Source organism: Mucilaginibacter pineti, from assembly GCF_900101875.1.
Classification (GTDB): Bacteria; Bacteroidota; Bacteroidia; order Sphingobacteriales; family Sphingobacteriaceae; genus Mucilaginibacter; species Mucilaginibacter pineti.
Genome location: NZ_FNAI01000006.1, coordinates 271,639 through 293,484, shown reverse-complemented (window position 1 = coordinate 293,484; position 21,846 = coordinate 271,639). Strand labels below are relative to the sequence as shown.

Annotated in this window: 17 protein-coding genes; 8 read left to right on the top strand and 9 right to left on the bottom strand. The window is 42.6% G+C overall.

Translation table 11 applies throughout. The annotated features are described in order from the left end of the window. The first annotated feature begins 177 nt into the window (after positions 1-177). The 4 genes from BLS59_RS15360 to BLS59_RS15345 are packed head-to-tail and all read left to right on the top strand — an operon-like array spanning position 178 to position 7,918. The gene (locus BLS59_RS15360) at positions 178-3,450 is read left to right on the top strand and encodes a SusC/RagA family TonB-linked outer membrane protein (RefSeq protein ID WP_240315249.1); all 3,273 of its coding nucleotides are present in this window, start codon (positions 178-180) and stop codon (positions 3,448-3,450) included. Between the two features lie 25 nt (positions 3,451-3,475). Continuing rightward, positions 3,476-5,386, top strand: coding sequence for a RagB/SusD family nutrient uptake outer membrane protein (locus tag BLS59_RS15355; RefSeq protein ID WP_091150167.1), 1,911 nt, complete (start codon positions 3,476-3,478; stop codon positions 5,384-5,386). Between the two features lie 53 nt (positions 5,387-5,439). Then, positions 5,440-6,675, top strand: coding sequence for a DUF4959 domain-containing protein (locus BLS59_RS15350; RefSeq protein ID WP_091150166.1), 1,236 nt, complete (start codon positions 5,440-5,442; stop codon positions 6,673-6,675). Positions 6,676-6,700: 25 nt separating this feature from the next. Next, positions 6,701-7,918, top strand: coding sequence for a DUF4998 domain-containing protein (locus tag BLS59_RS15345; RefSeq protein ID WP_162842649.1), 1,218 nt, complete (start codon positions 6,701-6,703; stop codon positions 7,916-7,918). An 88-nt stretch (positions 7,919-8,006) separates the two neighbouring features. On the opposite strand, the gene BLS59_RS15340 is transcribed toward BLS59_RS15345, so the two are convergent. Next, entirely contained in the window at positions 8,007-8,771 is a 765-nt protein-coding gene (locus BLS59_RS15340) for an SDR family NAD(P)-dependent oxidoreductase (protein WP_091150164.1), read from the bottom strand. A gap of 184 nt (positions 8,772-8,955) precedes the next feature. Here BLS59_RS15340 and BLS59_RS15335 point away from each other — a divergent pair, with 184 nt between their 5' ends. Then, entirely contained in the window at positions 8,956-10,110 is a 1,155-nt protein-coding gene (locus BLS59_RS15335; RefSeq protein ID WP_091150163.1) for a glycoside hydrolase family 88/105 protein, read from the top strand. A gap of 117 nt (positions 10,111-10,227) precedes the next feature. Here the strand turns inward: BLS59_RS15335 and BLS59_RS15330 are convergent, their stop codons facing one another. The 3 genes from BLS59_RS15330 to BLS59_RS15320 form a co-directional block, all read right to left on the bottom strand. Continuing rightward, on the bottom strand, positions 10,228-12,027 hold the full coding sequence (locus tag BLS59_RS15330; protein WP_091150162.1) for an ABC transporter ATP-binding protein: 1,800 nt from the start codon (positions 12,025-12,027) through the stop codon (positions 10,228-10,230). 181 nt (positions 12,028-12,208) lie between these two features. Beyond that, positions 12,209-13,045 carry a tRNA pseudouridine(38-40) synthase TruA gene (truA, locus tag BLS59_RS15325; RefSeq protein WP_091150161.1) on the bottom strand — a complete coding sequence of 279 codons (837 nt, stop codon included), beginning with the start codon at positions 13,043-13,045 and terminating at the stop codon, positions 12,209-12,211. A 56-nt stretch (positions 13,046-13,101) separates the two neighbouring features. Further along, positions 13,102-13,632, bottom strand: coding sequence for a DUF892 family protein (locus tag BLS59_RS15320; RefSeq protein ID WP_091150160.1), 531 nt, complete (start codon positions 13,630-13,632; stop codon positions 13,102-13,104). 131 nt (positions 13,633-13,763) lie between these two features. Between BLS59_RS15320 and BLS59_RS15315 the strand changes: the two genes are divergently transcribed. Next, entirely contained in the window at positions 13,764-14,234 is a 471-nt protein-coding gene (locus BLS59_RS15315; RefSeq protein ID WP_091150159.1) for a DUF4293 domain-containing protein, read from the top strand. A gap of 59 nt (positions 14,235-14,293) precedes the next feature. Here the strand turns inward: BLS59_RS15315 and BLS59_RS15310 are convergent, their stop codons facing one another. Both BLS59_RS15310 and BLS59_RS15305 read right to left on the bottom strand, forming a co-directional pair. After that, positions 14,294-15,166 carry an alpha/beta fold hydrolase gene (locus BLS59_RS15310; protein WP_091150158.1) on the bottom strand — a complete coding sequence of 291 codons (873 nt, stop codon included), beginning with the start codon at positions 15,164-15,166 and terminating at the stop codon, positions 14,294-14,296. Between the two features lie 132 nt (positions 15,167-15,298). Beyond that, positions 15,299-16,087 (bottom strand): class I SAM-dependent methyltransferase, encoded by a 789-nt coding sequence (locus tag BLS59_RS15305; protein WP_091150157.1) that lies wholly within the window; start codon positions 16,085-16,087, stop codon positions 15,299-15,301. Positions 16,088-16,307: 220 nt separating this feature from the next. Between BLS59_RS15305 and BLS59_RS15300 the strand changes: the two genes are divergently transcribed. Continuing rightward, complete coding sequence (locus BLS59_RS15300) at positions 16,308-18,158, top strand: DEAD/DEAH box helicase (protein ID WP_091150156.1); 1,851 nt, start codon at positions 16,308-16,310, stop codon at positions 18,156-18,158. Between the two features lie 187 nt (positions 18,159-18,345). Here BLS59_RS15300 and BLS59_RS15295 read toward each other — a convergent pair whose 3' ends face one another. From BLS59_RS15295 to BLS59_RS15285, 3 genes are read right to left on the bottom strand one after another with little or no spacing between them, the layout of a single operon-like run. Next, the gene (locus BLS59_RS15295) at positions 18,346-18,669 is read right to left on the bottom strand and encodes a hypothetical protein (protein WP_091150155.1); all 324 of its coding nucleotides are present in this window, start codon (positions 18,667-18,669) and stop codon (positions 18,346-18,348) included. A 53-nt stretch (positions 18,670-18,722) separates the two neighbouring features. Continuing rightward, entirely contained in the window at positions 18,723-19,037 is a 315-nt protein-coding gene (locus tag BLS59_RS15290) for a hypothetical protein (RefSeq protein ID WP_091150154.1), read from the bottom strand. A gap of 31 nt (positions 19,038-19,068) precedes the next feature. After that, positions 19,069-20,076 carry an NAD(P)H-dependent glycerol-3-phosphate dehydrogenase gene (locus tag BLS59_RS15285; protein WP_091150153.1) on the bottom strand — a complete coding sequence of 336 codons (1,008 nt, stop codon included), beginning with the start codon at positions 20,074-20,076 and terminating at the stop codon, positions 19,069-19,071. A 556-nt stretch (positions 20,077-20,632) separates the two neighbouring features. Between BLS59_RS15285 and BLS59_RS15280 the strand changes: the two genes are divergently transcribed. Beyond that, entirely contained in the window at positions 20,633-21,826 is a 1,194-nt protein-coding gene (locus BLS59_RS15280) for a hypothetical protein (protein WP_091150152.1), read from the top strand. Positions 21,827-21,846 lie beyond the last annotated feature (20 nt).

The window sequence follows — 21,846 nt, the reverse complement described above, 5'->3', positions numbered from 1 at the left end:
CATTTTATTTAACTAAAGGGCTTTTACGAAAAAGCGCCTAACGGCCATTTTTTGCCTTGTTATTGCGAACGTAGCTGCGTTAAAATTCCTTATTCCCTCCCTTAAAATCCAGTGGATAATAAAGAAACTGATTTGATTAAACCCAATTAATTGAAATAATTTTTATGAACCAATTTTATGAAGCAATCTTACATTTTTAGTAAAGTGTTTTTAAAAAAGTATAAAAGGTCTAAGCAATACCTGCTGCCAGGCTTTTTAATGCTTTTGCTATTAACCTTATTTTGTTGCCCAACGTACGCGCAAACCAAAGTTACCATTACAGGTACGGTTACCGATACTTTAGGCCTCAAAATTCCGGGCGCGGGCATTACCGCCGAAAACGTTAAAAACATAGGCACAACTACGGACCAAAACGGAAAATTTGTGCTTGATGTTGCGCCGGGAACCTCCATCAGAATTTCATTTGTAGGTTATGTAGACCAGCATATTACAGTTACAAGTGAAAACAGGGTGTTTAATATTATTTTAAAGGAAGCATCCTTAATTAAAGATGAGGTTGTAATTACCGCCTTTGGTAAAAAGGAGCGTAAAGAAGCCTTGGTAGGCTCGGTTACCAGTATTAAACCCGGCGAGCTAAAAATACCATCGAGCAACCTTACTACCGCGCTTGCTGGGCAGGCGGCTGGTATAATTGCCTATCAGCGCAGCGGTCAGCCGGGGCAGGATAACGCTTCGTTTTTTGTGCGTGGTGTAACAACCTTCGGCTACAAGCAAGACCCACTTATCTTGATAGATAACGTAGAACTTACCACAACAGACCTGGCACGTTTGCAGGTTGATGATATTGCCAGCTTTTCCATATTAAAGGATGCGAGTGCTACCGCGCTTTACGGTGCAAGGGGTGCCAACGGCGTTATCCTGGTGGCTACTAAAGAGGGTAAGGAAGGCCCGGCCAAGATCAACTTCCGGTCGGAGTATTCATCATCTCAGGCTACCCAAACACCGGAGATCGTTGACCCTATCGAGTACATGAATTTGTATAACGAGGCTTCGTTAACACGTGATCCTAAATTGCCTATCCCGTTTCCTCAAAGCAAAATAAACAATACCATAAACACCATTAACGGTACACCCGGCAGCAATGCCTACGTTTACCCGGCGGTTGACTGGCTTAAACTGTTGTTTAAAAAGAATGCCACCACCCAGCGTAATAACCTGAGTATTAATGGCGGCAGCGGGCTGGCGCGTTACTACATAACCGGTACTTACAACCAGGATAATGGCGTGTTAAGAACAGATATCCGCAATAATAACGATAACAACGTTAAATTCAGGAATTACCAGTTACGTTCCAACATCAACATTAACCTTACCAAAACTACCGAGATCATTGTAAGGTTATCCGGTAACTTTAATGAGTATAATGGTCCTATCACTACAGACGGTTCTTTCGCGTCTGATCTTTATAACATCGCTATCCACACCAGCCCGGTATTGTTTCCCGCGTATTTTCAGCCTGATGCGGCAAATATGAACGCGCAGCATATCCTGTTTGGTAACGTTGGTACAGCCGATGGCACAAGCAACAACAATATATTGTACAATAACCCTTATGCTGCTTTATTAAGAGGGCATAAAAACTCGTCGGAATCAAGGATGTCGGCGCAGTTGGAGTTAAACCAGAATTTGAACTTTTTAACCGATGGCTTAAAATTCAGGACTTTGTTTAATACTAACAGGCACTCATATTTTGATTCGCAGCTGGCTTACAGTCCTTTTTACTATAACGTAAATACGTACGATAAACCTACAGATCAGTATACCTTAACCTGGCTTAATCCACAGCCTACGGGCTACAACGTGGCGCAGGAGTACCTGTCTTACAGTAAGAACGAGCCAAATGCCGATACCTTCCTGTACCTGCAAACAGCGCTTGATTACAATAAACAATTGGGCGATCATAACATTAACGCCACTCTTATTGGCACCATGCAGCAAACTGTTTATTCAAGTGCTAAGGATCCTAAAACAAATACTACCACCTTACAGTACTCCTTGCCTTTCCGTAACCTTGGTTTGGCCGGCAGGTTAACTTACGGTTATAAAAGCAAGTATTTTATTGAGGGTAACTTTGGTTACAACGGCTCTGAGCGTTTTTCTGAAAACCACAGATATGGTTTCTTTCCAACTATTGGTGCATCATGGGTGGTATCTAACGAAAAGTTCTGGAACCCTGCTATTATCGATCGTTTGAAATTTCGCGCCAGCTATGGTTTAGTGGGTAACGATGCCATCGGTCAGCAGCGTTTCTTCTACCTGTCTGATGTTAACCTGTCAACAGGCCCTAACTACGCGCAGTTTGGTTTCAATAACTCGTACGAACGTAAAGGTGTGTACATTAACAGTTATGAAAATGACAACATCACCTGGGAAACTTCAAGGCAAACCAATTTAGCGGTTGAAATGACGCTGCTCAAAAACCTGAACATTGTAGCCGAGTTTTATAAAAACCACCGTTACGATATCCTGCGCGACAGGCAGGTGCCATCAAGCGAAGGTTTTGAATCAACCATCAGCACCAATTTGGGTGTGGCCGATTCAAAAGGTATGGACCTCTCTGCAGATTATAAGCAAAACTTTAATAACGGTTTGTGGGCATCCTTCAGGGGTAACTTTACTTACTCAACCAATAAGTACACCTACATAGAAGAGCCCAACTATAAAGAGCCATGGCGGCATTTTATTGGTCAGCCTATAAGCCGTGGTTACGGTTACGTGGCCGAACGCTTATTTGTTGATGATCAGGAAGCAAAGAACTCCCCATCGCAAATATTCAGTGGCAGCGGGATCCCTCCGCAGGGTGGTGATATCAAATACCGCGATTTAAATGGCGATGGTAAAATTGATAACCTGGATTTAACCTTTTTAGGTTATCCGCAAACACCCGAAATTGTTTACGGCTTTGGTTTCTCCACTGGCTTTAAAGGATTTGATCTTTCGGCATTTTTCCAGGGGCAGGCAAGGGTATCTTTCTTTGTTGATCCAACAAGGGTAAGTCCGTTTATACCAAGTCCGGATGCTTACGTTTACGGTAATACGCAGGTATTAAAAGATTTTGCAGATAGCCACTGGAGCGAAGAGAACCAAAATCTTTATGCCGATTATCCAAGATTAGGTACTACCCGTGCGGCAATTGAAAACAACATACAGCCCAGCACATGGTGGCTGCGCGATGCAAGCTTTATGCGCCTTAAATCATTGGAAATAGGTTATACACTGCCGGTGCGCATATCAAAATCATTGAAGCTTACCAATTGCAGGATATATTTTAACGGGTTAAACCTGCTTACCTGGAGCCCCTTCAAAATGTGGGATCCTGAGCAGGCGGGTAACGGATTCGCGTATCCTATTCAAAAGGTGTTCAATATTGGCCTAAACGTGAATTTATAATCATTAACAGATTAAAACATACGATATGAGATCATATTATAAATTTATTTTCATGACGATGCTTTGTATGACGAGCATTTCATGTAAAAAATATCTTGATGTAACCCCCGATAATGTGGGTACGCTTGATTACGCATTCAGGAACAGGAACGAGGCCGAAAATTATCTTTTTGGATGCTACTCCACCATGCAGCACATGAACGATGTTATTTATAACGCGGGCTTTACTACATCGTCGGAAATTATTTACCCCAATAACCTTACTGCTAATTTTTTCGATCAGAATGGGTTTAACCTTATCAGGGGTGTACAAAGCACCGGTAACCCTATTTTAAATTATTGGGGTGGCGGTGTTGGCGCTGTAAATATTTTCCAGGCTTTAAGGCGGTGTAATACTATGCTGGAAAATATTGATAAACCTATTGACCTTGGTGCACCCGAAAAGAAACGCTGGATAGCCGAAGTTAAATTCCTTAAAGCCTATTATCATTATTACATGATCCGCTTATATGGGCCTATCCTGTTAATAAAAGATAGCTACGCCATTGATGCATCGCCAGAAAGCCTTAAACGTAAAAGGGTATCAACAGATGAGGCGTTTGCTTACGTAGTTTCATTACTTGACGAAGCCATACCAGATTTGCCACCGGTTATTGAAAACCAGGCAAAGGAGTTTGGCCGCATCACCAAGTTTATTGCCATGAGCGTTAAGGCCGAGGTGCTAACTACTGCTGCCAGCCCATTATTTAACGGCAACCCCGATTATGTGAGCTTTAAAGATCATGATGGTAAAAATCTGTTCTCTACCACTTATGATGCCACCAAATGGCAAAAAGCAGCCGATGCCTGTAAAGATGCCATAACAGAGTGCGAAGCACAGGGACTGCATCTTTATAACACGCCGCCTACAACAGGTGTGGGCACGGTGTCTGACGAGTTGAAGAAAATATTAACCCTGCAATCGGCAGTAACTGAAAAATGGGAACAAAACCCCGAGCTGATCTGGGCATTAAACTATGGTTTTGGTTACCAGGGATTTGTAATACCCAAGCTAACTTCAAAATCGGTAAGCCTGGCAAATACTTACCCGTCAAACTGGGCGGTGCCGCTTTCCGAATCGGAATTGTTTTATACCAATCACGGCGTACCGTTAGATCAGGATAAAACTTTTGATTATAACAACCGCTTTACCCCGCAAGTAGGCGATGATGCCAACAAGCATTTTATTGAGCAAGGCTACGAAACTGCTAAAGAACATTTTAACCGCGAAAACAGGTTTTATGCTTCTATAGGTTTTGATGGCGGTATTTGGTTTGGTAACGGTGTGGTTGATGAAAGTAAAGCTTATTATGTACAGGCCCGCGGTATTTTCGCAGTATCTGGTCCCAAAAGCTTTAACTCTACCAACTTTACCGGTATCTGGCCAAAAAAACTGGCAAATTACCAATCGGTAATGGATAATACTTATTCGCCTATTGATTTTCATTTACCGCTTATCCGTTTATCGGGCTTGTACCTTTTATATGCCGAAACGCTGAACGAGGCCCAGGGCCCAACGGCAGATGTATACAACTATATTGATAAGGTAAGAACAAGGGCCGGGTTAGATGGTGTACAGGCATCATGGGCCAATTATTCAAAAACACCGGATAAGGTAAATACAAAAGAAGGTTTGCGCGATATCATTCACCAGGAACGCCGCATCGAATTATCATTTGAAGGGCAAACCGGCTGGGACCTGCGCCGCTGGAAAGAATTGCAGCAAGTGTTAAGCAAACCATTGCAAGGCTGGAACATTAATGAAGGTTCATCTGCCAATTACTACCGACCGCAAACGGTTATTATACCGGTATTTGGCTTAAAGGATTATCTATGGCCTATCAGCACGCAGGATGTGATAGTAAATGAAAACCTTACGCAAAACCCGTACTGGTAGCAGTAACCCGCATTAATAGTGTGTTTGTAATGATTAATATTAAAATATAAATTATGAAAAAGATAAATAACCGCAGATACCTTACATGGTTAGTGTTAGCTCCGGTTTTGCTTATTATGCTGTTTTCATCATGCAAAAAAGCCGAATCGAACATTCAGGTGGTATCTGATGATAAAACAAAACCGGGACCGATAACTAACGTAAAGGTGGAAAACCTTAACGGCAGCGCCAGGCTTACTTATACCCTGCCCGATTCAAAGAACTTGCTTTATGTACTTGCCCGTTACAATATTAACGATACCAAATCAAGGGAAACCAAAGCCAGCTATTATACCGACACCATAGTGGTTGATGGTTTTGCAAGGGCTAAGGATTACACGGTAACCCTTTACGCGGTAAGTCGCGCTAATATCATGTCAGATCCGGTAACGGTTACAGTAAGTCCGCTTACGCCCAACTACCTGCTGGTAAATACCAACTTTGCCATCACCCCAGATTTTGGTGGTGCAAACTTTTTTGGTTTGAACCCTAATAAAGTGCCTATAGCCGTTCACATTATTACCTATAATGATGCTATTAAGGGCTATGACGATATTGAGCCCAAGTATTTAAGCACTGATACTGTTAATATTTCGGTAGATGGATATGCAGCTACGCCACGCAAATTTGGTGTTTACACTACAGACAGGTTCGGCAATATTTCTGATACCGTGTTTACCACGTTAACACCTTTGTTTGCAATAGAGCTTGATAAAACCAAATTTGCCACTTATCATCTTGGTACCGATAGCCCTATAGGTTACGGCTGGGAGTTCAGATACTTCTTTGATGGCAACCTGGGCGATCCGGGATGGCACACGCTGAGTGCTCCTTTAAAAATAGGAACCTTTAGTCTTGGTGTGCGGGCCAAAATAAGCAGTCTTAAGCTTTATAACCGCCTGCCGGATATCTATGGCTATCAAAACTCCCGCATGTTTACCATCTGGGGATCTGATGTTGATGCGCCGGGAGATTATCCTGCCTGGCCTGCAGGTATTACCCCTGTGGGTACCGTGCTTGGCGATTGGGTTAACATGGGCAACTTTGTGTATCCAAATCCGCCATCGGGTTTACCGGCAAACCAGGCCAATGCGTCAGACATACAGTTTGGGGCTGATGGGGTTAGCTTTAAAATGCCAATCACCGCGCCTGCCGTTAGGTTCATAAGGTTCCAATGTACACAAACCTGGGCCGGGCTTGATTATGTTCACGCTAAGGAAATTACATTATTTGGTGATCCTTCACAGTAAATCGTTAAATAAAAAAATTATGAAAATGAAAATCACATTCAACGTTACTGTTTTCCTATGTGTATGCTTTGCAATGTTTGGTTGTAAAAGGTACGATACGGATTATAAGTCATTTTTAGATCATCATGAAGTTACGTACCCGGGTTTGGCAACCGGCGTAACTTACCATGCCGGTAATTTAAGGGCTGTACTGGTTTGGCACCCCAGCCCTGATCCCAGTATCAAAAACTATGTTGTTTCATGGAATAACGGCAGCGATTCTGTTATAGTTGATGCCACAACACATGATCCCGGCGATTCAATAAAGGTGTCTATCCCTAACCTTAAGGAGTATGTTTATACCTTTAAAATAATTGCCCATGATAATGCCGGTAATACATCGGTAGGGCAGGAGCTGAACAATGTAAGGGTATATGGAGCTGTTTACTCTGGCGCTCTTGCAAACCGGGCAATAAACCTGGCCGCTCCTTATGAATTTAGTGCCGATAACTCATTAAAGTTAAATTTTAACTCGCCCGATACCGGTAACGTATCAACTACTATAAAGTACACCAATACAGCCGGCGCGGCTGCCGAAGCAAAGCTCGACGCTAAAAGCAGCTCCATTACATTAACCGATTATAAAATTGGTACCGATATTAAGTACCGGTCATTTTATATCCCGGAGGCTGGCGCGGCCGATGAGTTTAGTCCGGCTGCGGATGTGGATTTTGTTAAGATCCTACACATTGTTTTGTTAGATAAGTCATTATTTAAAGAATACGATCTGCCAACAGACATTAATTCGGCATATGGATGGTATTTACCTTACATGTGGGATGGTAAGACGCTGGATGAACCCGGTTTCTATGCAAATAATCAGGTTCCTTCATGGGTTACTATTGATATGGGCCGGCCGGCATTATTATACAGTATGAAAATATGGCAAAGAACCGGGGGCGGAGCCCTTTATGATCAGGGTAATCCTAAACGGTTTGAAATTTGGGGTAGCAATAACCCAAGCGCTGACGGTAATTTTAGTTCCTGGACAATGCTGGGCAGCTTTAACTCGGTTAAGCCGTCAGGTTTACCAAGGGGGCAAACCAACCAGACCGATGTGGATTTTAACACCGCTGGCGAACAGTTTATGTTTCCTGCTGCTACAACACGCTATCGTTACATGAGAATTAAAGTGCTGGAAACATGGGGTGAAGCTAACTATTGGCACCTGTTGGAGATCAGCATGTATAGCTTGGATCAGTAGTATTAATTGGTAAGAATCAACGATCCTAAAAAACACCCGCTGTATCTCCTGATGCAGCGGGGTTTTTATTTAAAGCGGGGAGGGAATCTTATAAATTCATACCGCCCGATACCTCAATACGCTGACCATTTATCCAGCGGGCATCTTCGGTACATAAAAATGAAACCACACCGCCAATATCGTCGGGTAAACCTACACGACCCAGAGCGGTAAGGCCTGAGATCGTTTTGTTTAATTCCTGGTTATCACGCACCATACCGCCGCTAAAATCGGTTTCAATTGCACCAGGTGCAACTATGTTGGCTGTAATACCGCGTGCGCCAAGTTCTTTAGCCAGGTACCTGGTAAGTACCTCTACAGCACCCTTCATGGATGCGTAAGTGCTTGAACCCGGGAAGCTGAATCTTGCCAAACCCGATGACAGGTTAATGATGCGGCCGCCATCGTTTATTAACGGTAACGCTTTTTGCGTTAAAAAGAATACACCTTTAAAGTGGATGTTCAGGATGTTGTCAAAATCTTCTTCGGTAGTTTCGGCAAACAGGGCATGGTGACCAATACCTGCATTGTTTATCAAAAAATCGAAATGATCAGTATCAAACTTATCTTTCAGTAAGGTTGTTATCGACTCAAAAAAACTGTCGAAACTTTTTACGTTGCCGGTGTTTAACTGAAGTGTGGCTGCTTTTACGCCTGCTTTTTCGAGTTCAGCTACTAAAGCATCTGCCTCATCTTTTTTGCTGTTGTAGGTAAATATTACGTTGATGCCTTTTTGAGCAAGACTTAATGCCGCGTTTTTACCCAGGCCACGACTACCGCCGGTTACAAGGGCTATTTTATTGTTATTTGCCATTTTGTTTTTTTATTTGTTTTATGATGTAAAGGTAAGGCGGCAAACGGCGGTATTGTTTGCAAACATCAATCCAATAGTTGCAAAATTCAAATATGGTATGCGTTTGCCCACACTCTTTACAAATTAACTGTTGATTAATTATAGTAATCACCTATATTTAACTGCCATCAATTAACCTTTGAGAATGATACCTTATTTAAAATTAAAACGTCGCGGTTTACTACTGTGCAGCCTGTTGCTTTCGGCTTTTGTAAGTACCAATGCCGCGGTAGTGAAGCGCCCCCCTGCTGTCGATGATTCCCTGTTTAAACAAGCCGGGATACTAAATATAATGCACAAGGTGGCCGATTGGCAGCTGAACGAATGGAACACCAAAGGCTTTACCCATAAAAAGTACGACTGGACAAACGCCGCCTGCTACACCGGTATTTACGCACTTGGCACCATAAAAAACAATGAAGAATATTTACGCGCCCTTGTTAATATCGGTAACGCGCTTAACTGGGATACTGGTCCATCCCGTTTTATGGCCGACGATTATTGCATTGGGCAAACCTATTCGCTGCTGTATAAAAAATATAAACAAATGCGCATGCTTGCCCCTTTTATTCAACAGGGCGATAGCATTGTGAACGCTCCCCATGATGAGTCCTTAGAGTGGAAAAACAATATTGCACAGCGGCAATGGGCCTGGTGCGATGCTTTGTTTATGGGGCCACCGGCGTTAGCGTATTTGAGTACAGTAACCGAAAATCCTAAATATTTGAATACGGCTATTTCCCTTTGGTGGAAAACCACGGCTTATTTATATGATCCTGCCGAGCATCTTTATTTTAGAGATGGCAGCTATCTCAACAAAACCGAAAAGAACGGTAAAAAAATCTTTTGGTCGCGCGGTAACGGTTGGGTATTGGCCGGGCTGGTGCGGGTGATGGAGAATATCCCCGAGGAGAATCCCGAGAAGAAGAAGTTTGAAGCGCTGTATAAAGATATGGTAGCCAAAATAGCCTCCCTGCAACAGTCGGATGGCAGCTGGCATGCCTCACTGCTTGATCCCGAGAGTTATCCCGTTAAAGAAACGAGTGGTACCGGTTTTTACACCTACGCCATACTTTGGGGATTAAACCGTAAACTGTTAGATAAAAAAATATACTGGCCGGTGGTGCAAAAGGCATGGCAGGCGCTTACAGCCTCTGTTCATACAGATGGGATGCTGGGCAATGTACAGCGCATTGGTGCAAGCCCCGATTCGGTAACCGATGACAGTACCGAAGTTTACGGCGTAGGCGCGTTCTTACTCACAGGATCGGAATTGTATAAATATGTGAGGAAGCTGTAAGTAGAAGAATGTCTGCAAGATGAGGTCTCACCCTGAGCTTGTCGAAGGGGCGCGCTGCCCACCATTGCTTCGACAGGCTCAGCATGACAGCCACCATAATTGTGAACTAAAGGAACCCTACCTCGCTATCCCTGCCGAATTAAACTGTAGGTCGTAAAGTTTGCGATAGTGGCCGTCCTCAATTTTAAGGAGTTCCTGGTGGGTGCCGCTTTCCATGATCTCGCCATGGTCAAGCACAATGATCCTGTCGGCGTTTTGTATGGTAGATAGGCGGTGCGCTATCACTATTGCCGTGCGGCCCTGCATCAGCTTATTAATGGCATTCTGGATGAGGATTTCGGTTTCGGTATCAACAGATGACGTGGCCTCGTCCAAAACTAAAATGGCGGGGTTGTAAACCAGCGCCCTTATAAATGAAATAAGCTGCGATTGCCCTGCTGAAAGTGTAGCGCCGCGTTCCATCACATTATAATCATATCCGCCGGGCAGACGCTCAATAAATTCATGCGCGCCAACGTCTTTGGCGGCGGCAATAATTTGCTCGCGGGTAATAGCCTGGTTATTGAGGCTTATGTTGTTGGCGATAGTATCGGTAAATAAAAATACATCCTGTATCACGGTAGCAATCTGCGAGCGCAAAAACTCCACCTCGTAATCGCGGATATCGTGCCCGTCAACTTTAGCACTGCCCTTGCCTATTTCATAAAAACGGTTAAGGATATTTATGGTTGATGATTTGCCCGCGCCGGTAGCACCAACAAGCGCCAGTGTTTCACCGGGTTTTACGTGGAAACTGATGTTTTTCAGCACCCAGTTCTCATCATTATAAGCAAACCAAACATTGTCAAATTCAATCTCGCCTTTTAAGCGGCCGGTTTTTAGGGTGCCGTTGTCGGTAGCTACTTCATCGGTATCTAAAACTTTAAAGATCCTGTCGGCGCCAACCATGCCCATTTGCAGGGTATTGAATTTATCGGCCAACTGACGGATCGGCCTGAAAAGCATATTGAGCAATACAATAAAGCTTGTAATTACCCCCGGTGTAATGCCCTTGTGTGAGGCCGATAACGCCGCCAGCTGATTATCAGACAGCATGCGTTTACAGCCATACCAAACCAGCAGGCCCATACAAATGGCAAACAAAATTTCCACTACAGGGAAAAATATAGAGTAATACCAGTTGGAGCGGATGTTGGCATCGCGGTATTTCTGGTTTACATCCTTGAATTTGCGCATCTCCTGGTCTTCGCGGGCAAATAACTGGATAATGCTGATACCTGAAATATGCTCGGCCAAAAATGTATTTAACCGGGCCACCTGCGTACGTACCTCCTGGAAAGATGATTTAATGGCTTCCTTAAATACATAGGTTGATGCAAAAAGAAAAGGCATGGGGATAAGCGTAATGAGGGCCAGTTTCCAGTCCTCATACAGCATATAGCCAATAACGGCCAGCACCAGCAGCATATCGCCCATGATGGAGATCAGCCCTTCAGAAAAGATATCGGCAATGGTTTCCAGGTCAGATACGGTGCGGGTAATGAGCATCCCGATAGGCGTACGATCAAAATATTTAAGCCGCAGACTGGTAATGTGATTGAAAATATCTATCCGCAGATCACGGATAACGGATTGGCCCAGCGCGTTTGTTAAATAAGTTTGGTAATACTGCGCAATCGTTTGAACAATGAGCTGTGCTATCATCAGTCCCACCATAAAAACAAGACCGTTATAATTATCGCCCAAAATATCAACATCAAGCGTGCGCTGGATAAGTATGGGCTGCAACAAAGCACTAACCGCCAAAAAGATGGTTAAAAACGCTGCCACAACAAAGGTTTTGTTGTAGGGCTTTACGTAGTGCATTACCCGCTTTAACAGTTTCCAATCAAGCGCTTTACCAGTGATTTCAGACATGTTTTGTTAAAATTCTAATATCTAAATTCTAAACTCTAAAAAAGAAAATTCTAAACTTAAAAGAACTCTAAATCTAAAAAACTCTAAAATTAACATTTATAAAGAAACACAAACTACGCCAATATTTGGTAAAGGCATTTAGGGTTTTATACATAATCCTTTTTATTTTAGAATTTAGTGTTTAGAATTTATTTCCAAAAGGATATTTTACTTCCGTTAAATACAAGCCGCATGCAGGCACACTCATGCCGGCATTTGAGCGGTTCTTGCTTTCGATGATTTCGCGTACGGCCTCGGGTGGCATTTCGTGTTTGCCTACCATCATGAGGGTGCCCACAATAGCGCGTACCATGTTACGTAAAAACCTGTCGGCAGATATATGGAATATCATGCCCTGTTCGGTTTTTAACCATTCGGCACGGGTTATTTTGCAATTATTGGTCTTTACCTGCGTGTTAGATTTGCTGAAACAACTAAAATCCGTGTATTCCATGATTATGGTTGCCGCCTGGTTCATCACTTCCAGATCAGGTACATTACGCACCAGCCATGAGTATCCTCTTAAAAAAGGGTCTTTATTAAAATTTATGTGGTATTGGTATGAGCGTAAGGTGGCATCAAACCGGGCATGTGCATCCTCATTAACCGGAAATATATTTTTTATGGCAATATCATAAGGTAGCAGGGCGTTGAGGCTTCTTAGTTTTTGGTTGATTGGCGATGGATGATGGTCCATAGTTGGTGTTTCAGTTTTACCTGCATTACTATGGTCTATAAACAATGGACTATCGACCACATTGCTATCAACCTCCAAATCAAAATGCGCGAAAAACTCCTTTGCATGAACGCCGGTATCAGTACGTCCACAGCCGATGGTTTCAATAGGCTGGCGTAAAATAGTTGCCAGGGCTTTATTCAATACCTCCTGCACACTTACCGCGTTAGGCTGTATTTGCCAGCCATGATAGCTGCCGCCATCATAAGCAAGTTCAATAAAATAGCGCTGTTTGGTACTCACACGGCAAAGTTAATAATATGCCGGGGATGGGTATTCATTATTTGGTCATTCTTGGTTTATTCAGCCGGCTCACTAATATATTCTTTGTAGATAGATTCAAACATTATCCTGTCTTCAACGGCTTGGTTAAAGGGTTTGTCTAAAAAAGTGTTGCTGTAGCCAATAGCTTTGGCCAGGTTCTTTAATACTTTAAAATAAGTAACCTCAATGCCCTCAATCAACTGTAAATAAAACAGGATAAACACATCGCGCTCCATTGCGGTTTTACCAGTTTTGATGGCAGATAGGTAGGCCTCCAGCGTCATGGCTTTCATTCCCAATACGCTAATCTTTGATTGATCTTCGTTTATAGCTGCAAAAATACCATCCATGTGCTCCAGTTGACTTTTGGCGTCATCGGCACAATCCTGTATGGCGTTTTTTAAAAATTTAAGCGTGGCAAGCGATCTTATCTCATCAAAAAAATGAATAAGGTGCTGTTTGCCGCAATAAATGCTGTTTAAATGTTCCAGAAATATTTTTTTCAGGTGGGCATCCTCAAACTTCACCTCCTGGGGTGATAGTGAGTTAACGGGGGTAAGGGCCATATATTAATTACTAATCAGAAACTAAATTTAAAGATACGGTATTAATTATCATAAAAAGCAAATTGCAGCGCTAATAAAATGACAGCAGGCAATACGTAAAACAATTATATTTGCCCCATAATTTTAATGTTATGTTACAACGAATTCAAAGCGTCTATTTATTGTTTGCCGGTTTGGTGCTGTTTGCCCTTTTCTTTTTTCCGCTGGCCCACAACGTTTATATAGCCGATAAACCATCGAGTATTATGGTTACTGGTATTTACCAGGATGTTAACGGCATACAACAACACACCACATCTTTTACAGCACTTACAGCCATTACAGGCGTTGTGGCAGTAATTCCGTTGGTTATTATATTTTTATTTAAAAACCGTAAACAGCAGGTGGCCCTTTGCTACAGCTGCATACTGGTATTAATTGGTTATAGCTATTGGATGGCGCAAACCGTAAAAAATGCCGTTGGCGATAGCGTGCAGCTTGATACCAAAACAATGGGCATAGGGTTGTTTCTTACCTCGTTAAGTATAGTGCTGCTTATCCTGGCAACAAAAAGCATCCAAAGAGATGAGAAGCTGATAAAATCTGCGGATAGATTGCGGTAGTGGATATAAGGAACTGGACGATTGCTTAGAACCACTCCACTAATCAACCATTCAACGAATTACTCAAACCTGCCAAATTTCTCAATTTTACGATAAGGCTTGCTCAAAAAATCGCCGACCACCTGGTTAAATATGTCCCTGTAAAAGATTGGGGTGGAGTGGCCGGAATTTGGCAAGATCCATAAATAAGCGTTTGCTATATTATCTGCAATAAGCATGGTATGTTTGGTACGCAGCACATCATGATCGCCGCCAATTACCAATGTTGGGCAGGTTATTTTCTTTAATGCTTCCAGCTTAATATGCGGTTCGTAGGTTAGCAGGTGTAAAAGCTTTACCTGGTTTTTCATTTCGGCTGTGGGGTTTTTTATCTTTTTCATGGTATCGGCAGCAACCTGGTTCATCTTAAAAGCATAGTTATACACAAACTCATCAACCGCGCTGGTATCGGGCCAAAGATTAGCGCCGGTTACGGCCAGTTTTTTCACCTTATCCGGGTGGTTAATGGCCAGCAGTAAGCCTTCAATGCCGCCGTCGCTCCATCCAATCACATTAACGTCTTTCAGCTTAAGGTTATCCAGCAGGGCATTCAGATCGTCGGTCATCATTTCATAACTTAAGGAGTCTTTATCGTCTGCCGATTTTCCCTGGGCGCGGCTATCGGCAAGTATCACCTGGTAGTTTTTAGCAAAATAAGGGATCTGGTACCTGAAGTTATTGATGGAGCCGCCGTTGCCATGGATGATAAGCAATGGCTGACCCTTGCCATAAACCTCGTAGTACATCTTAAATCCTCTTATATCTGCATATTTACCCACGGCTGGGTTATGGCCGTATTTGGTGGTATCCTTATCTGGTAATTGCTGCGCGTTGCAAAAGCTGGCGAAGAATGTAAAAAGTATAATTGCGAAAGTGGTTTTAAGGTTTTTCATAATGGGTTAATAATTAATGCCTTAAATATAAAAATTATAAATTTCAGTTGCATATGCCGGTGAAAATTCACTGAAAATAAAAAAGCCCATCTCAAATATGCTGAGATGGGCTTTTCTGTAAATATAAATTGCCTATGAATAATCAAAGCTTCCCTTTTTAAACGGAAGTTTGAAAAATGCAGTGGTTACATTCCAAATATGTTTCAGGCGATAATTAGCGTTCTTTTTAACCTTGGCTAAGCCGTGCGCTTCCAGGTTCATAAATGGAGTGGTAATGGTGCCTGTTTTTGAAGAAGTGGGCTGCGGAGTTGGCCGTTTCTCTATCACTACTATCGAATCATAATAATGCAGCGAGTTTACTGACCGGGTAAAATCATTAACCTTTAATGAATTTTCAACCGAGTGATAAGCGTTTAGCTGATCAATAAAGTTTTTTGAGTACTCAATAAAGGTGCCCTGCCTTTTATGGCCGCCGCCGTATTTTAACCAGTAAGAGGTATGGATATCTTCACACAGGTAAACGCCATCAGGCTTTACATGGCTAAACAACTCCTCGTATGATATTATTTGCTGCAGCATGGTATGGCCGCCATCGTCAATTAAAATATCAATAGGGGGAATCTCCCGCTTTACTGTTTGCAGGAAATTACGGTCGGTTTGTGAACCTATCAGGATCTTAATATTCTCTTCTTCAACCGCTTTGCAGTTTGGGTTAATATCTATGCCGTAAATTTTAGCTTTATCGCCAAAGTAGCTCTTCCACATTTGCAGGCTGCCGCCATGCAGGGTGCCTATTTCCAGGATCACTATTTCTTTGCCGCGGTATTTGGCAAAATGCCTTTCATAAACATCAAAATAATGAGCCCATTTATATATTACCCGTTCTGTATTATTCTTAAAATATATTTCAAGATCATTCATTTCTGTTACGATTTTATGGCTTTAAACCTACATAAAAAAAACTGACCTCCAAAGCGAATTTCAAATAGGTTAACGGCCGGGTTGCTGCTGTTTACGTAACTATCAAATTTTCAAAAGGTTGACTGTTTAAAATAATCTGCCGAAGGCATTGCTTTTGCCAAATATAATTCCTATCTTTGCGCCCGATTTGGCGATGTTGCCAAATTCGTTATTTTAATTCATGAACCCATTTATTAATCTGGGAATCCGTCATGATATTGTTAATGCCATCTCTGAGTTAGGGTTTGAAAACCCAACGCCAATCCAGGAACAGTCAATTCCGGTATTGTTAACAGGCAGCAACGATTTTGTCGGATTAGCCCAAACCGGGACCGGTAAAACTGCTGCCTTTGGCTTGCCATTATTAGAGCTATTGGATTTTGAACAAAATCATCCACAGGCACTTATTTTATGCCCAACACGTGAGCTTTGCTTACAAATTACAAACGACATTAAAAATTACTCCAAAAAAATGGACAACGTACACGTTGTTGCCGTTTATGGAGGAGCAAGCATTATGGATCAGTTACGCCAGATCAAACGCGGCGTACAAATCGTAGTTGCAACGCCAGGTCGTATGCTTGATATCATTAACCGTAAGGCTATTGATTTCTCGAAGGTAAAATATGTAGTATTGGATGAAGCTGATGAAATGCTCAATATGGGCTTTCAGGAAGACATTGATAATATCCTATCTACCACGCCCGATGAGAAAAAAACATGGTTATTCTCGGCTACCATGCCTGCTGAAGTTCGCCGTATAGCGAAAAAGTACATGGATAACCCGTTTGAACTTACCATGGGCGAAAAAAACACAGGTAATGTTAACATTGAGCACGAGTACTATATAGTACGTGCCCGTGATAAGTATGCTGCTTTTAAACGCATTGTTGATTTTAACCCCGATATTTTTGGTATTGTATTTTGCCGTACCAAAATTGAAACACAGGATATTGCAGAAGCCCTTATAAAAGACGGTTACAATGCCGATTCTTTACACGGCGATTTGTCACAGCAACAACGCGACAAGGTAATGAAACGTTACCGCGAGCGTAACCTGCAGCTGTTAATTGCTACAGACGTTGCTGCACGTGGTATTGATGTTAATGATGTAACACACGTTATTAACTACAGTCTGCCAGACGAAGTTGAAAATTACACCCACCGTAGCGGCCGTACAGCCCGTGCCGGTAAAACAGGTGTATCAATAGCTATTGTTAACGCTAAGGAATTAGGCAAAATACGCCAGATTGAACGCGTTATAGGTAAAAAGTTTGTTAAAGCCGAAATTCCTACGGGTTTTGATGTTTGCGAAAAACAATTATTCTCTATTGTTCACAAAGTACATAATGTACAGGTTAACGAAGAGCAAATTGAGCAATACCTGCCACGCATTCTTGAAGAATTTAAAGATTTTAGCAAAGAGGATTTCATTAAACGTTTTGCTTCAATTGAATTTAACCGTTTCCTTGATTACTACAAAAACGCACCAGATCTTAACGCAAATGTTGAAGAAGGTCGTTCACGTGACAGGTTTGATGACCGTGGTGAGCGTGGCGAACGTGGTGCCCCAAGCGGTCCATCGGCTTATACCCGTTTATTTATAAACTTAGGTTCTGTTGATGAGTTTAACCGTGGCGATTTGTTAGGTTACATTTGCAACCAATCAAAAATTAGCGGCCGCACCGTTGGTAAAATAGATGTTAAGGGTGTTTACTCTTTCTTTGAAGTACCAAACGAAGACGTTGAAAAAGTATCTGCAGGTTTTGCAGGTGCCGAATTTAAAGGTCGTCCTGTAAGGATAGAAGTATCTGGCGAGGGTACCAGCGATCGTCGTGAAGGTGGTGGCAGTCGTGGTGGCGATCGTCGTGAAGGCGGCGGCGGTTACCGTGGCGGCGAACGCCGTGAAGGTGGCGGTGGTTACCGTGGTGGCGACAGAAATAGTTCTGGTGGCGACCGTCGTAGCGGTGGTTTCCGTGATTTCTCCGGAAAACCCCGCGAAGAACGTCCCGAACGTAGAAGAAGATTCTAATAAAGTAGCAAGTTTTAGTATCAAGTAGCAAGACAATAGCAACACAGCTAAATCAATCTTGGTACCTGATACTAAATACTCGTTACTAAAAGATAGTTTTCATGCGCTTCCTTGGTAAGAAGCATTAGTTTTAGTTTAGTTTTGTTAACAAAGCCTTCATCTGCCGCCAGCAGTGAAGGCTTTTGTTTTATCGGGCAAATTCCACTACATCCGAATCAGGATATAAAAGCGTGAGCTTGTGCTCATCAAGCGCTTTTATCACAAACTTGGTATATGGCCTGCTGCCTTCGTACGATGTACAAATGGTATCCTTATTCACAAAATAATCCTCAGTAACCGGCTGCCCGTCATCGGTAGTAAATTTCTTATCGGTAATAACCAGTTTAGTTTCACCATCTTTTGATGTCCATTTACCTTCCAGTTTTTTATTGGGTTGGCTGGTGGTACATGCAAAAGCAAACAAGATCAATGCACAAATAGCGCATGGCAGTACTAAAGGATATTTTTTCATGACAGGTGGGTTTTAACGTACAAGCCTTGCCGGCAGGTTAAATTTACTAAATATTAGGTTGCGGGCTTGTCAACCAGTAATGATTTTTTAACATAAACCTTGTGGCCTTTTTTGTTTATGTAATAGTAGTACGAGTTTTTATCAATGTAAATGGTTTGCCCACCGGGTGCTACCTTGCCATCGTACTTTTTATCAACCACACCAGCGGCGCCTTTAGCAGCAATCTCTGATGTTTTATGGCCAACCTTTTTTGCGGTATTGCCTATTTTATGACCAAGGGTTGAATCCTTGTGGGTTTGCGCAAAGCTGGTTTGCGATATCATGAATGATCCGGCCGCAAACATGGCTATTTTGAATAAATTTTTCATAACAGTGTTTTTAAATTAGTATGTTATGGTACTAACTCAATTTTTCTGCCAAGTTGCGCATTTCTATCACCGGCGACCGTTTTTGGTATAAAATAGCGTAAACGGCATCGCAAACGGGCATATTCACCTTGTACTGTTTGTTAACCTGTTGTAGGCAATTTACTGCATAATACCCCTCGGCAATCATATTCATCTCTAACTGGGCCGATGTTACCGTATAGCCCTTGCCTATCATATTACCAAACGTACGGTTACGGCTAAACTGCGAGTAAGCGGTAACCAGCAGATCGCCCAGGTAGGCTGACTCCTTAATATCACGATTTATAGGATGTACCGCGTCAACAAATCGCTCCAGCTCGCGTATGGCGTTTGAAATAAGCACCGCCTGGAAGTTATCGCCATAGCCTACGCCGTGGCAGATGCCGCTGGCAATGGCATATACGTTTTTAAGTACAGCGCCGTACTCGGTACCGTATATATCGTCAGATACGTTGGTTTTTATGTAGCGGGTATTAATCATACCGGCAAATTCAGCGGCAAGCTCCAGGTCGCCAGAGGCAATAGTTAAGTAGGAGAGTTTTTCCAGAGCAACCTCCTCGGCATGGCATGGCCCGCTTATCACTATAAAATCATTGAATGATATGCCGTAGTGCTGGTTCAAAAATTCGCCTATGATCTGGTTTTCATCCGGCACTATACCTTTAATGGCCGATACCACTTTTTTACCGGCAAGGTCGGCAGGGGTAATGCCTGCAAATGCCTCCTTTAAAAACGCGGCAGGTACATTAAGCAATACAATATCGGCTTGCTGTATAAGTGCTTTAAGATTAGTTGATATATTTTCTGGCGGTAGCTTTATCTCCACCGAACTCAGGTAATGCGGGTTATGATTAAATTTGTGCAGATGTTCAACAGCCTGCTCGTTACGCATCCACCAAAAAATTTCCTTCTCGGTAACGTTATCGGCCAGCATTTTAATATTGGCTGTAGCCCAGCTCCCACCGCCAACTACTGTGATCTTTTTCTTTTGCTTTAACATTAAATAGAATTGCCAGGTTTTAATTGACGAAGCAAATTAATGAAATATTATGCAGAATTTGGAGGTGAAAGGTAAAAGGTTAAAGGCGAAAGGTTTTTGGGGGATGGATAAACTAAATTAGTTAAGTAGGAGCAAGGACAATGGACTTTTGGATAAAGGATAAAATTGAAACTAAATTAGTTAAGTTTGTTTATAGAGTTAACCGAAGGGTTTACTCACCCGACCATCGCTGCGCTCGGCCACCCGCTCTTCAGCTTCGCTGGAAAGAGGGATAGCAGGATTTGATATTCCTTGCGCTCGTTTGTAACGAGTGCTTAAAGTGTTTTTGCGTTTACAACGCTTCGTCGCGATGCAATCGTGTTAAGCACTCGTTACAAACGAGCGCAAGTGAGTGATATGTAAGATTATGAATTAAGTCGAAAATGGTTTTACCCTCTTTCCAGCGAAGCTGAAGAGAGGGTCGCCGCACGAAGTGCCGACTGGGTGAGTCTAACAGTGTGCAGAGTCACCATTGTTATCACTCCCCAACTAAAAAGTTTACAACAACAAATGGAATATGAACCCGTCAGCCAGGAAATCCTTTAACCAAAATTTTACCAACGAAAAATACCAGCAGTTTTTAAAACAGCTTGATAACAACCTGCATGGCCCGGTGCAGTTTCGGGTTGCTGAAACACCTGTTTTTTTGACTGCTGATTTCAGGGATAAGCTGATAGATGCCGGTAACGCCATTGTTGATGCCATTTTGCAGCCCGGCTTTAAGGAACTTACTGAACGCGCCATCCCGGCTAAATGGCGGGTTGCCAATGAAAACGACCATCCGCATTTTATAGCGCTTGATTTTGGGGTTTGTAAGGATGATGCCGGCAACATTGTGCCAAAACTTATAGAGCTGCAGGGCTTTCCGTCGTTATATGGTTTTCAGGTATTAATGGGCGATGCTTATAAAGATGTATTTGGTATTGGCGACGATCAGACCGTCTATTTTAATAACCTGGATAAAGCCGGTTATCTTGATCTGCTGCGGAAAACCATAATTGGCGATAATAAACCCGAAGAAGTGGTGCTGATGGATGTGAATGCGCCCGAACAAAAAACGGCTGTTGATTTTTACATCACCCAAAAATACCTGGGTATTCCGGTAGTTTCGTTAAACGATCTGAAGCAACGGGGCAACCAACTTTTTTATGAAGCCGATGGAGAACTGAAACTTATTAAGCGTATTTATAACCGCCTGATATTTGATGAAATTGATGGGGATAATGCCATTTTTGATAAGGTGGTTGATATACGCCAGCCGCTTGATATGGAGTGGATAACGCACCCTAACTGGTTTTATCGCGTAAGCAAATTCACCATGCCATTTTTAAGCGGCGACTATATTCCCCAAACACAATTCCTGCACCAGATAGAATACTTGCCTGCCGACCTGGAAAATTATGTGCTTAAACCACTGTTTTCCTTTGCCGGGCAAGGGGTGATTATTGATGTTACTGTGGATGATATTCGCAGTATAAAAGATCCCGAGAACTGGATATTGCAGCAAAAGGTTAATTACGAACCCTTTGTGGAGGCCCCTGATGGCGGTGTAAAAGCCGAGATCCGCCTGTTGTATTTATGGCCCGATGGTGATGCGCAACCTACGCTGGCCATAAACCTGGCCCGGCTTAGTCGAGGTAAAATGATAGGGGTGCGTTATAACAAAGATTTTGACTGGGTAGGCGGAACAATTGCCCTTATGCCACGTTAAACTTTATACTAATAAAAGTG